This window comes from Streptomyces canus 299MFChir4.1, from assembly GCF_000383615.1.
Lineage (GTDB): Bacteria > Actinomycetota > Actinomycetes > Streptomycetales > Streptomycetaceae > Streptomyces > Streptomyces canus_C.
This window is the reverse complement of the sequence record NZ_KB911608.1, coordinates 85377-98618: the sequence shown is the minus strand read 5'-3', so window position 1 is coordinate 98618 and position 13242 is coordinate 85377. Positions and strand designations below refer to the sequence as shown.

Below are 13242 nucleotides of genomic sequence, written 5' to 3'. Positions count from 1 at the left end.
GAGCCAGTCAAGAAGATGAGCCGTTCCGCACATCCCGCCGGGCCCCGGCACGCCGACGTCCTTCCCGAGGGTCACTACTCCGCGCCGCCCGCCGACCTCAACAGCCTCGACCCCAAGGTGTGGGCCCAGACGGTCGGCCGTGACGGGAACGGGGTCGTCACCGTCGGCGGCATCGACGTCAAGACCCTCGCCGAGGAGCACGGCACCCCCGCCTACGTCGTCGACGAGGCCGACTTCCGGGCCCGGGCGCGGGCCTGGCGCGGTGCCTTCGGGACCGATGCCGACGTCTTCTACGCCGGCAAGGCGTTCCTGTCGCGAGCCGTCGTCCGCTGGCTGCACGAGGAAGGGCTCAACCTGGACGTGTGCTCCGGCGGCGAGCTCGCCACCGCCCTGTCCGCCGGCATGCCCGCCGACCGCATCGCCTTCCACGGCAACAACAAGTCGACGGCGGAGATCACCCGGGCCGTCGAGAGCGGGGTGGGGCGTATCGTCCTCGACTCGTTCCAGGAGATCGTCCGGGTCGCGCACATCGCGCAGAGCCTGGGGAAGCGGCAAAGGGTCCAGATCCGCATCACCGTCGGAGTCGAGGCACACACCCACGAGTTCATCGCCACCGCCCACGAGGACCAGAAGTTCGGTATCCCGCTGGCCGGCGGACAGGCCGCCGAGGCCGTGCGGCGGGCGCTGAAGCTCGACGGACTCGAACTCATCGGCATCCACTCCCACATCGGGTCGCAGATCTTCGACATGTCCGGCTTCGAGGTCGCGGCACATCGCGTGGTCGGGCTGCTCAAGGACGTCCGTGACGAGCACGGTGTCGAGCTTCCCGAGATCGACCTCGGGGGCGGCCTCGGCATCGCCTACACCAGCGACGACGACCCCCGCGAGCCGCACGAGATCGCCAAGGCGCTCACCGAGATCGTGACGAGGGAGTGCGAGGCGGCCAGGTTGCGGACTCCCCGGATCTCCGTGGAGCCGGGGCGCGCCATCGTCGGTCCGACGGCCTTCACGCTCTACGAGGTCGGCACCATCAAGCCCCTCGACGGGCTGCGCACCTACGTCTCCGTCGACGGCGGGATGTCGGACAACATCCGCACCGCGCTGTACGACGCCGAGTACACCGTCGCCCTTGTGTCGAGGACCAGTGACGCCGAACCCATGCTCGCCCGGGTCGTCGGCAAGCACTGCGAGAGCGGGGACATCGTGGTCAAGGACGCGTTCCTGCCGGCCGACCTGGCACCGGGTGACCTCATCGCCGTGCCGGCGACGGGCGCCTACTGCCGTTCCATGGCGAGCAACTACAACCACGTGCTGCGCCCGCCGGTCGTCGCCGTCCATGACGGCGAGTCCCGGGTCATCGTCCGCCGGGAGACGGAGGAGGACCTTCTGCGGCTCGACGTGGGATAAACCCCCGCCGGACCCCCGCGGGCAAGGAAAGGAAGATCTACGGTCTTCCGCCCCCGGACAAATGAAATAGATGTCTCATAATCCGGACGAGGGGCAGAAACTCCCGTCCGGTGAGTGAGACTGGACCCACCGTAGACGGTATGAGGAAACGAGGTCGGATGATGCGTACGCGTCCGCTGAAGGTGGCGCTGCTGGGCTGTGGAGTGGTCGGCTCAGAGGTGGCGCGCATCATGACGACGCACGCCGACGACCTCGCCGCCCGCATCGGCGCCCCCGTGGAGCTCGCCGGGGTCGCGGTACGGCGTCCCTCCAAGGTCCGTGAGGGCATCCCGCAGGAACTCGTCACCACCGACGCCACCGCCCTCGTCAAACGCGGGGACATCGACGTGGTCGTGGAGGTCATCGGGGGGATCGAGCCCGCCCGTTCCCTCATCACCACCGCCTTCGAGCACGGCGCCTCCGTCGTCTCCGCCAACAAGGCGCTCCTCGCCCAGGACGGCGCCGCCCTGCACGCGGTGGCCGGACAGCACGGCAAGGACCTCTACTACGAGGCCGCCGTCGCCGGTGCCATCCCGCTGATCCGCCCGCTGCGCGAGTCCCTCGCCGGCGACAAGGTCAACCGGGTGCTCGGGATCGTCAACGGCACCACCAACTTCATCCTCGACAAGATGGACTCCACGGGCGCCGGTTACCAGGAGGCCCTCGACGAGGCCACCGCCCTCGGATACGCGGAGGCCGACCCGACCGCCGACGTCGAGGGGTTCGACGCCGCCGCCAAGGCCGCCATCCTCGCCGGGATCGCCTTCCACACGCGCGTGCGTCTCGACGACGTCTACCGCGAGGGCATGACCGAGGTCACCGCCGCCGACTTCGCCTCCGCGAAGAACATGGGCTGCACCATCAAGCTGCTCGCCATCTGCGAGCGTGCCGAGGACGGCAGGTCCGTCACCGCGCGCGTGCACCCCGCGATGATCCCGCTCACGCATCCCCTCGCGTCCGTCCGCGGCGCCTACAACGCCGTGTTCGTCGAGTCCGACGCCTCCGGCCAGCTGATGTTCTACGGCCCGGGCGCGGGCGGTGCCCCCACCGCCTCCGCCGTCCTCGGTGACCTCGTCGCGGTCTGCCGCAACCGCCTCAGCGGTACCACGGGTCCGGGCGAGTCCGCGTACGCCGCCCTGCACGTCGAGGGCATGGGCGAGGTCGTCACGCGCTACCACATCAGCCTGGACGTGGCCGACAAACCGGGTGTTCTCGCCCAGGTTGCCACCGTGTTCGCCGAGCACGGGGTGTCCATCGATACCGTTCGGCAGCAGGGGAAGGACGGCGAGGCGTCTCTCGTCGTCGTCACGCACCGCGCGTCGGACGCCGCCCTGGGCGGGACAGTCGAGGCGTTGCGCAAGCTCGACACCGTGCGGGGTGTCGCCAGCATCATGCGGGTTGAAGGAGAGTAACCAGCAATGACCCACCAGTGGCGCGGAATCATCGAGGAGTACCGGGACCGGCTGCCCGTCTCCGACACCACGCCGGTCGTGTCGCTCCGTGAGGGCGGCACGCCCCTCGTGCCCGCGCAGGTGCTCTCCGAGCGCACCGGGTGCGAGGTCCACCTCAAGGTGGAGGGCGCCAATCCCACCGGGTCCTTCAAGGACCGCGGTATGACCATGGCCATCACGCGGGCCAAGGAGGAGGGCGCGAAGGCGGTCATCTGCGCGTCCACCGGCAACACGTCGGCGAGCGCCGCCGCCTACGCCGTACGCGCGGGCATGGTCTGTGCCGTGCTGGTGCCGCGGGGCAAGATCGCGCTCGGCAAGATGGGCCAGGCCCTCGTGCACGGTGCGAAGATCCTCCAGGTCGACGGAAACTTCGACGACTGCCTCACCCTGGCCCGCTCGCTGAGCGACAACTACCCGGTGGCGCTGGTCAATTCGGTCAACCCGGTCCGTATCGAGGGCCAGAAGACCGCCGCCTTCGAGATCGTCGACATGCTCGGCGACGCGCCCGACATCCACGTCCTGCCGGTCGGCAACGCCGGCAACATCACGGCGTACTGGAAGGGCTACAAGGAGTACGCCGCCGACGGGGTGGCCGCCAAGACGCCCCGCATGTGGGGCTTCCAGGCCTCCGGCAGTGCCCCGATCGTGCGCGGCGAGGTCGTCAAGGACCCGTCGACCATCGCCACCGCCATCCGTATCGGCAACCCCGCCTCCTGGCAGTACGCGCTCGCGGCGAAGGAGGAGTCCGGCGGGTTCATCGACGAGGTGACGGACCGTGAGATCCTGCGCGCCTACCGGCTGTTGGCCGCTCAGGAGGGTGTGTTCGTGGAGCCCGCCTCCGCCGCCTCCGTGGCCGGTCTGCTGAAGGCCGCCGAGCAGGGCAAGGTCGACCCGGGCCAGCGGATCGTGTGCACGGTCACCGGCAACGGCCTCAAGGACCCCGACTGGGCCGTCGCGGGTGCTCCGCAGCCGGTCACCGTCCCGGTCGACGCGGCGACGGCGGCCGAGCGCCTCGGGCTCGCCTGAGACAGGGAATCCCCCGAGAGGGGTGCACGGGGGGCTTACGACACGCATCGTGCGCCTCCTGTGCGCCCTATGTCGCCACAGAACCTTCCTTCGATAGGCTGTACCGAACCCGCCCGCTGCATATGCCCTCGCGTACAGCGGGGTGCCACGTCGTCTCCGCGGCCAGCAGGGTCCTCGTACGTCATCGAATGTCATTCGACAATCACGCAGCTCAAGGAGAGTCATCGAGAGATGGCCGGTCCCGCTTTCCGCGCCGCCGCCGTCCGGGTGCGCGTCCCCGCCACCAGCGCCAACCTCGGCCCGGGCTTCGACGCCCTGGGCCTGTCGTTGGGGCTCTACGACGACGTTGTCGTCCGGGTGGCCGACTCAGGGCTGCACATCGACATCGCGGGAGAGGGCAGCGAGACGCTCCCGCGGGACGAGAACCACCTCCTCGTACGTTCCCTGCGCACCGCCTTCGACCTGCTGGGCGGCCAGCCGCGCGGCCTGGAGATCGTCTGCGCCAACCGCATCCCGCACGGCCGGGGCCTCGGCTCCTCCTCGGCCGCCATCTGCGCCGGAATCGTCGCCGCGCGCGCCGTGACCATAGGCGGCGAGGCCCGGCTCGACGACACCGCGCTCCTGGAGCTCGCCACCGAGATCGAGGGCCACCCCGACAACGTGGCCCCGTGTCTGCTCGGCGGCTTCACCATCGCCTGGATGGAGGCCGGTGCCGCCCGGGCGATCAGGCTGGAGCCCGACGATTCCATCGTTCCGGTGGTTTTCGTGCCCGGAAAGCCCGTCCTGACCGAGACCGCGCGCGGACTGCTCCCGCGCACCGTGCCGCACGTCGACGCCGCCGCCAACGCCGGCCGTGCCGCGCTGCTCGTCGAGGCCCTCACCAGGCGCCCCGAGCTGCTGCTGCCGGCCACCGAGGACCGTCTCCACCAGGAGTACCGCGCTCCCGCCATGCCGGAGAGCGCCGCACTCGTGGAGCGGCTGCGGGCCGACGGAGTCCCGGCAGTCATCTCGGGGGCGGGGCCCACCGTGCTCGCGCTCGTCGACGCTGCCAGCGCCGACAAGGTGGCCCATCTGGCGGGCGCGGGCTGGGCCGCCAACCGGCTGGACCTCGACGCCCAGGGGGCCTGTGTGCTCCCGCTCGCGGCAGCCAGTGACATCTGAGATCCGGCGTGTGCCGGATTTCGAGAGGGGGAATGTTTGTTGGATCCGGTAGTGTTAATCTCAAGTCTGCACCCGACCCCACCATGGCGAGGTGCTTCACGTCCCCGTCCGGGACAGACATTCTTCCGGGAGCCTCCCAAGCCGCACTGCGTTCCGTACGACGTACAAGGGCAGTACCTCGTACGCGGGCACTGAGCGACTTGCCGGGCACGCTCCGGAACCGGTGCGACCAAGCCAACGTGACACGGACACTCAGTGCCACGGCTATCGGAAGCGCCGTCACCACATTCCTCCGCCGCTTAGGCGGACCACCGCCCCGGCTCGGTCCACAAGGATGGGACCGACGTCGGACAGCACAAACGGTCGCCGAGCCAGACAGGCCGACGTCCGCTCCAGGGAAGGACCCTTCGTGAGCGACACCACCGATCTGATGGGCGCACGTGTCGAGGAGACCGCTGCCGCGCCCTCCACGGACGCCTCCGCGCCTGCCGCCGGTGCCGGCTCCCGGCGGCGCCGCGGTACCGGCCTCGACGGCATGGTGCTGGCCGAGCTGCAGCAGGTCGCATCCGGCCTCGGCATCAAGGGCACCGCGCGTATGCGCAAGAGCCAGCTGATCGAGGTCATCAAGGAAGCGCAGGCCGGGGGAGGTGCCGCGGCTCCCAAGGCTGCATCCTCGCCCGCCGGTGACGCCGCCGAGACCAAGCCGAAGCGCCGCGCCACCTCCAAGGCCCGTACGGGCGACGCCGCCGAGAAGAAGGCGGAGGCGAAGGCCGAGGCCCCCGCCGAGAAGGCCGTGGCCCAGCAGCAGATCGAGATCCCCGGCCAGCCGGCCGCCGAGCGCGCGGGGGACGACGCTCCCGCCGAGCGCCGTCGCCGCCGTGCCACCGCCGAGGCCGGCGCCCCCTCGGGCAGCCCCGAGACCGTCGTGGCCGAGGCGAAGAGCGAGCCCAAGGCCGAGAATCCCGCGCAGCAGCCGCAGGGCGACGCCGGTGACGGCGACGGCCGTGGCCGCCGCGACCGCCGTGACCGCGGCCGTGACCGTGGTGAGCGTGGCGACCGCGGGGACCGTGGTGAGCGTCGCAAGAGCGACGACCAGCAGGGCCAGGGCGGTCAGCGCCAGCAGCAGAACCAGCAGCAGGGCGGCGGCCGTCAGGACCGCCAGGACCGTCAGCGCGACAACGGCCCCCAGGACGACGACGACTTCGAGGGCGGTCGCCGCGGCCGGCGCGGTCGCTACCGGGACCGCCGCGGCCGTCGTGGCCGTGACGAGATGAGCGGCCCCGAGCCGCAGATCAACGAGGACGACGTCCTGATCCCGGTCGCCGGCATCCTGGACATCCTCGACAACTACGCCTTCATCCGTACGTCGGGCTACCTGCCGGGCCCCAACGACGTGTACGTCTCCCTCGCCCAGGTCCGCAAGAACGGCCTGCGCAAGGGCGACCACATCACCGGCGCGGTCCGTCAGCCCAAGGAAGGCGAGCGGCGCGAGAAGTTCAACGCGCTGGTGCGCCTGGACTCCGTCAACGGCATGGCGCCCGAACACGGCCGCGGCCGCCCGGAGTTCAACAAGCTGACACCGCTGTACCCGCAGGACCGCCTCCGTCTGGAGACCGACCCCGGCGTCCTGACCACCCGCATCATCGACCTCGTCGCGCCGATCGGTAAGGGCCAGCGCGGTCTGATCGTGGCCCCGCCGAAGACCGGCAAGACCATGATCATGCAGGCGATCGCCAACGCGATCACGCACAACAACCCCGAGTGCCACCTGATGGTCGTCCTGGTCGACGAGCGTCCGGAAGAGGTCACCGACATGCAGCGGTCGGTGAAGGGCGAGGTCATCTCCTCGACCTTCGACCGCCCGGCCGAGGACCACACCACGGTCGCCGAGCTCGCCATCGAGCGTGCCAAGCGTCTGGTGGAGCTGGGCCACGACGTGGTCGTGCTGCTCGACTCGATCACGCGTCTGGGCCGTGCGTACAACCTCGCCGCGCCCGCCTCCGGCCGCATCCTGTCCGGTGGTGTCGACTCGACCGCCCTGTACCCGCCGAAGCGCTTCTTCGGTGCGGCCCGCAACATCGAGGACGGCGGCTCGCTGACCATCCTCGCCACCGCCCTGGTGGACACCGGGTCCCGCATGGACGAGGTCATCTTCGAGGAGTTCAAGGGCACCGGCAACGCCGAGCTCAAGCTCGACCGGAAGCTCGCCGACAAGCGGATCTTCCCGGCGGTGGACGTGGACGCGTCCGGTACCCGTAAGGAAGAGATCCTGCTCGCTCCCGACGAGCTCGGGATCGTCTGGAAGCTGCGCCGGGTGCTGCACGCCCTCGACCAGCAGCAGGCGGTCGAACTGCTTCTCGACAAGATGAAGCAGACGAAGTCGAACGCCGAGTTCCTGATGCAGATCCAGAAGACGACGCCGACGCCGGGCAACGGCGACTGACGTCAAGCGTTCGGAAAGAGGACCGCCCCCCGACCACGGGGGGCGGTCCTCTTTGGTTTAGGATCGCGCTCTTCGGTCGATTTTTCGATCTCTGAACTTCTGATCCCTTGGGGGGACTTGCATGGGTATACCCATGTCCGGAGGCGCCGGCCGGCACAGACGGCGTGCGTGGATCGCCCTGCCCGTCGCCGTGGCCGCCGCGCTGCTGGCCACGTCGGCGAACGCCGCCACCGTAGTGCCCGAGCCGCAGGCACCGGCCCCGGCCGCCGCCACCGCGTCCACGCCGTCGCAGTCCGAGCTGGAGCACCGGATCGCCGGTGCCGTCGCGGCGGAGGACACCTCCCGCACGATGACCCGGTCGCCGATGAGCGGGGGCAAGGTCGACTCCACCGTCTCGCCGATGATCATCGGCGGTACGACGACGACCATCACCTCGGCCCCGTGGATGGCCCAGCTCTGGTACACCGACGACCAGGGGACCACGGACACCAGCGACGACACCGGGTTCTTCTGCGGCGGCGCGGTCGTCGCGCCGACGAAGATCCTCACCGCCGCGCACTGCGTCAAGGGCGCGAACTGGGCCAAGGGCGGCGCCGTGGTGACCGGTGCCACGCAGCTGCCCTCCGAGGACGGCGACCTGCACGGCGGCACCGCCACGGCCGTACTGCGGCAGTGGTACCACCCGTCGTACAACGCGGACACCATCGACAACGACATCGCGGTCCTGACCCTGGCGGCCCCCGTCAAGGCGACCCCGATCCGCATGACGACGGCCACCGACACCGCCTCGTACGACCCCGCCACCACCGGTGCCAAGACCGCCAAGGTCTACGGCTGGGGCCGCACCAGCTCCACCAGCGACGACATCTCCGAGACGCTGAAGACGGCCACGCTGCCCATCAAGTCGGACACGACGTGCGCCGCGGCCTACGGCTCCTGGTTCATCAAGGGGCACATGACCTGCGCGGGCCCGGCCGCCAGCGGCAGCGATTCCGGTACGACCGCCATCTGCAGCGGTGACTCCGGCGGCCCCCTCGTCGTGAACGGGCGGATCGTCGGTGTCGTCTCCTGGAACGTGACGGACTGCGTCGCCAAGGGCGCCTACAGCGTCTTCACCAAGGTCAGCAAGTACGTCGGTGCCGCCTACCCGCGCGTCGACGACACCAACCTGAGCTTCGACCACAAGGCCGACCTGTGGGCTCGCAACTCCTCCACCAAGGTCGGCTACGAGCAGGACTCCAAGGGCACCACCTTCGCCGCCCGGCAGTCCTGGGGCGACTGGAACGGGGTGAACCTGGTGCGGCAGACCGACCTCAACCGGGACGGCTTCCAGGACCTCCTGTACCGCGTCTCCGCCACCGGTGATGTGTACTGGCTGCGGTTCGTCCCGTCGTCCACCGGAGGCGCCTGGGCCGACCCGAAGAAGGTCTTCACCGACTGGCGGACCCGCACCCGGATCGTCACCCCCGGCGACGTGACCGGCGACTACAAGCCCGACCTGCTCTCCGTGGACTCCGCGGGCGTCCTGTGGATCTACCCGGGCAAGGGCGACGGCAGCTTCGCGGCCCGGGTCAGGGTCGGCGGCGGCTGGAGCCAGTACAACCAGCTGCTCGGCCACGGCGACTTCACCGGCGACGGCAAGGCGGACGTGCTCGCCCGCAACAAGAGCACCGGCGACCTCTACCTGTACAAGGGCACCGGCACGTCCGGCACGGGCGTCTTCGCGGCCCGGGTCAAGGTGCGCACGAACTGGAGCGGCTACAACGCCTTCGACGCCGTCGGTGACATCACCGGCGACGGCAGGGCCGACCTGCTGGCCCGCACCCCGGGCGGCACGCTCTACCTGTACAAGGGCACCGGCAAGGCGACCAGCGAGATCTTTGCCACAAGGACCAGTGCGGGGACGGGTTTCCAGCAGTACGACATCTTTGGCTGAAACCGCTGGTGAGCAAGGCTCACTCTGAGGTTCTCGTGACGCCCTGTGACCACCGCTGCACATGGTGGTCACAGGGCGTTGTGCAACCCTTTCTCGAGTTTCCCCGTCTGACCAGGCGGAGCGACCATGGTGCGGTACGGGTCTTTTTCTGACCACGTCTGACCCTGAAAGCAGGGGGTAACCGACCGGACGAGATTCGAGGAGCGCATGTCAGCCGAGAGCAAGCCGAATCCCCGAATACCGGGGGGCAAGGGAAGCCGCCGCAAACCCCGCAGCAGGGGCAGCAAGGGCCTGCTGGTCATGGCATGGGTCGCCGCGGGGATCGTCGTGGTGGGCGGCACCGGGGCCGGCTACGTGTACTTCAAGCTCAACGGCAACATCAAGAGCGTCGACATCGACCAGGTCCTCGGCAGCTCCCGGCCCACGAAGGTCGACAACGGCTCCGAGAACATCCTCGTCCTCGGCTCGGACACCCGCTCCGGCTCCAACAAGAAGCTCGGCGGCGGCACCGACGACGGCAGCGCCCGCTCCGACACCGCGATGATCATCCACGTGTACAAGGGCCACAAGAAGGCCACCGTGGTCTCCATTCCGCGCGACACCCTGATCGACCGCCCGCAGTGCACCGACACCGACGGCAAGGAGCACGACGCCGCCTCGGACGTCATGTTCAACTCCGCTTACACGACCGGCGGCGCGGCCTGCGCGGTGAAGACCGTCGAGTCCATGACCGACATCCGCATGGACCACTACCTGGAGGTCGACTTCAGCGGCTTCGAGAAGCTGGTCGACGAGCTCGGCGGGGTCACGGTCACCACGACCAAGGCCATCAAGGACACCGACAGCCACCTGGACCTCAAGGCCGGCACGCACGAGCTCACCGGCGCCCAGGCCCTCGGTCTCGTCCGCACCCGGCATGGCGTGGGCGACGGCAGCGACCTCGGCCGTATCCAGCTCCAGCAGGCCTTCATCAAGGCACTGGTCAAGCAGGTCAAGAGCGTCGGCGTGCTGTCCAGCCCGAAGAAGCTGTACGACCTCGCCGACACCGCCACCAAGGCCGTCACCACCGACTCCCACCTCGGCTCGGTCAACTCCCTGGTCTCCTTCGCGGGCGGCCTCAAGGGCATCAGCCCCTCGGACATGACCATGGTCACCATGCCGGTCCGCTACGACCCGGCGAACCCCAACCGCGTGATCGTGCAGGAAGCCAAGGCCAAGCAGATCTGGACGGCCCTGGAGCACGACCGGGCGATCCCGAGGTCGGCCACCGAAGGCACCGCGACGGGCCAGGCCAAGGGCGTCGTCACCTCGTAGCGGACCGCCTGCCCAGTGGCTGGGAATAGATCGCGGCGACCCCTCGTTTTGGGGGATGCGGCCAGTCCTGGCAGACTGGTACGTCGGTCCCGGTTCACGCCTCCGCAATCCGCGATGGCGACCCGGCACCCTCCCGGAACTAGGAGACACCTTGAAGCGCGACATCCACCCCGAGTACGTCGAGACGCAGGTCAGCTGCACCTGTGGCGCGTCGTTCACCACCCGTAGCACGATCTCCAGCGGCACCGTCCGTGCCGAGGTCTGCTCCGAGTGCCACCCGTTCTACACGGGCAAGCAGAAGATCCTCGACACCGGTGGCCGTGTGGCCCGCTTCGAGGCCCGCTTCGGCAAGGCTGCTGCCAAGAAGTAGCGAGCCACCAGCGCCGGTCCACGCCGCACTCCTCGGAGTGCGCCGGGACCGGCGTTTTTGGTCGCCCGCCTTCCGTCTTTCTTTACGCAGTTCAGGAGCCCAAGATGTTCGAGGCCGTCGAGGAACTCGTCGGTGAGCACGCCGACCTGGAGAAGAAGCTCGCCGACCCGTCGGTCCACTCCGACCAGGCCAACGCGCGCAAGCTGAACAAGCGCTACGCCGAGCTCACCCCGATCGTCGCCACGTACCGCTCCTGGAAGCAGACCGGCGACGACATCGAGACCGCGCGCGAACTCGGTGCCGACGACCCGGAGTTCGCCGCCGAGGTCAAGGAGCTGGAGAAGGCCCGCGACGAGCTGACGGAGAAGCTGCGGCTGCTCCTGGTCCCGCGCGACCCCAGCGACGACAAGGACGTCATCCTGGAGATCAAGGCCGGTGCCGGCGGTGACGAGTCGGCGCTGTTCGCGGGCGACCTGCTGCGCATGTATCTCCGGTACGCCGAGCGCGTCGGCTGGAAGACCGAGATCATCGACGCCACCGAGTCCGAACTGGGCGGCTACAAGGACGTCCAGGTCGCCGTGAAGACCAAGGGCGGAAACGGTGCCACCGAACCCGGGCAGGGCGTCTGGGCCCGGATGAAGTACGAGGGCGGTGTGCACCGGGTGCAGCGCGTCCCGGCGACCGAGTCCCAGGGCCGTATCCACACCTCCGCGGCCGGTGTGCTGGTCACGCCCGAGGCCGAGGAGGTCGACGTCGAGATCAACCCCAACGACCTCCGCATCGACGTCTACCGCTCCTCCGGGCCCGGCGGGCAGTCCGTCAACACGACCGACTCCGCCGTGCGCATCACGCACATTCCCACCGGAGTCGTCGCCTCCTGCCAGAACGAGAAGAGCCAGCTGCAGAACAAGGAGCAGGCCTTGCGTATCCTGCGCTCCAGGCTGCTCGCGGCGGCGCAGGAGGAGGCGGAGCGCAATGCCGCCGACGCCCGGCGCAGCCAGGTCCGCACCGTCGACCGCTCCGAGAAGATCCGCACGTACAACTTCCCGGAGAACCGCATCTCGGACCACCGCGTCGGCTTCAAGTCGTACAACCTGGACCAGGTCCTGGACGGCGACCTCGACGCGGTGATCCAGGCATGCGTCGACGCGGACTCGGCAGCGAAGCTGGCGGCCGCGTAAAGGCCGCCGAAGAGCGCCCGAAAGAGGCACGTACGCACGACCGAGTACGACACGGAGGACTTGCGTGAACCTGCTGCTCGCAGAGGTGGCCCAGGCCACCCAGCGGCTGGCCGACGCCGGCGTGCCCTCGCCGCGCAACGACGCGGAGGAGCTCGCCGCGTTCGTGCACGGCGTGAAGCGGGGCGAGCTGCACTCCGTGAAGGACGCGGACTTCGACGCCCGCTACTGGGAGACCATCGCGCGCCGGGAACAGCGCGAACCGCTCCAGCACATCACCGGCCTCGCCTACTTCCGCTACCTCGAACTCCAGGTGGGCCCCGGTGTGTTCGTGCCGCGCCCCGAGACCGAGTCCGTGGTCGGGTGGGCCATAGACGCGGTCCGCGCGATGGACGTCGTCGAGCCGTGCATCGTCGACCTGTGCACCGGCTCCGGCGCCATCGCGCTCGCCCTCGCCCAGGAGGTCCCGCGCTCCCGCGTGCACGCCGTGGAGCTGTCCGAGGAAGCGCTGCGGTGGACCCGTAAGAACGTCGAGGGGTCGCGGGTCGACCTGCGCCAGGGCAACGCCCTGGACGCCTTCCACGACCTCGACGGCCATGTCGACCTGGTCATCTCCAATCCGCCGTACATCCCGCTCACCGAATGGGAGTACGTCGCTCCCGAGGCGCGGGACTACGATCCCGAACTCGCCCTGTTCTCCGGCGAGGACGGCCTCGACCTCATCCGCGGTCTGGAACGGACCGCACACCGGCTGCTGCGCCCCGGGGGTGTCGTCGTCATCGAGCACGCCGACACCCAGGGCGGCCAGGTGCCGTGGATCTTCACCGAGGAGCGGGGCTGGGCCGACGCGGCCGACCACCCCGACCTCAACAACCGCCCCAGGTTCGCGACCGCCCGCAGGGCGATGCCGTGAGCCG

Annotated in this window: 10 protein-coding genes; all 10 read left to right on the top strand. The window is 69.6% G+C overall.

What is annotated here, in order from left to right:
- Positions 1–15: 15 nt before the first annotated feature.
- The 10 genes from lysA (at position 16) to prmC (ending at position 13238) form a co-directional block, all read left to right on the top strand.
- The gene (gene lysA / locus H293_RS0136685; RefSeq protein WP_020122786.1) at positions 16–1407 is read left to right on the top strand and encodes a diaminopimelate decarboxylase; all 1392 of its coding nucleotides are present in this window, start codon (positions 16–18) and stop codon (positions 1405–1407) included.
- Between the two features lie 158 nt (positions 1408–1565).
- Positions 1566–2858, top strand: a complete 1293-nt coding sequence (locus tag H293_RS57660; RefSeq protein ID WP_020122785.1) for a homoserine dehydrogenase — start codon at positions 1566–1568, stop codon at positions 2856–2858.
- Positions 2859–2864: 6 nt separating this feature from the next.
- Positions 2865–3923, top strand: coding sequence for a threonine synthase (gene thrC / locus H293_RS57655; protein ID WP_020122784.1), 1059 nt, complete (start codon positions 2865–2867; stop codon positions 3921–3923).
- A gap of 231 nt (positions 3924–4154) precedes the next feature.
- Positions 4155–5084: a homoserine kinase gene (gene thrB, locus H293_RS0136670; protein WP_020122783.1), complete on the top strand. Its 930-nt coding sequence runs from the start codon at positions 4155–4157 to the stop codon at positions 5082–5084.
- Positions 5085–5493: 409 nt separating this feature from the next.
- Entirely contained in the window at positions 5494–7527 is a 2034-nt protein-coding gene (rho, locus tag H293_RS0136665) for a transcription termination factor Rho (RefSeq protein ID WP_020122782.1), read from the top strand.
- Positions 7528–7660: 133 nt separating this feature from the next.
- Positions 7661–9463 (top strand): trypsin-like serine protease, encoded by a 1803-nt coding sequence (locus H293_RS0136660; RefSeq protein WP_020122781.1) that lies wholly within the window; start codon positions 7661–7663, stop codon positions 9461–9463.
- A gap of 207 nt (positions 9464–9670) precedes the next feature.
- Positions 9671–10777: an LCP family protein gene (locus H293_RS0136655; RefSeq protein WP_020122780.1), complete on the top strand. Its 1107-nt coding sequence runs from the start codon at positions 9671–9673 to the stop codon at positions 10775–10777.
- A 151-nt stretch (positions 10778–10928) separates the two neighbouring features.
- A complete protein-coding gene (gene rpmE / locus H293_RS0136650) occupies positions 10929–11147 on the top strand; it encodes a 50S ribosomal protein L31 (RefSeq protein ID WP_020122779.1) in 219 nt (72 codons plus the stop codon).
- A 104-nt stretch (positions 11148–11251) separates the two neighbouring features.
- Positions 11252–12328 carry a peptide chain release factor 1 gene (prfA, locus tag H293_RS0136645; RefSeq protein WP_020122778.1) on the top strand — a complete coding sequence of 359 codons (1077 nt, stop codon included), beginning with the start codon at positions 11252–11254 and terminating at the stop codon, positions 12326–12328.
- A 64-nt stretch (positions 12329–12392) separates the two neighbouring features.
- Positions 12393–13238 (top strand): peptide chain release factor N(5)-glutamine methyltransferase, encoded by an 846-nt coding sequence (prmC, locus tag H293_RS0136640; protein WP_020122777.1) that lies wholly within the window; start codon positions 12393–12395, stop codon positions 13236–13238.
- Positions 13239–13242: the final 4 nt, after the last annotated feature.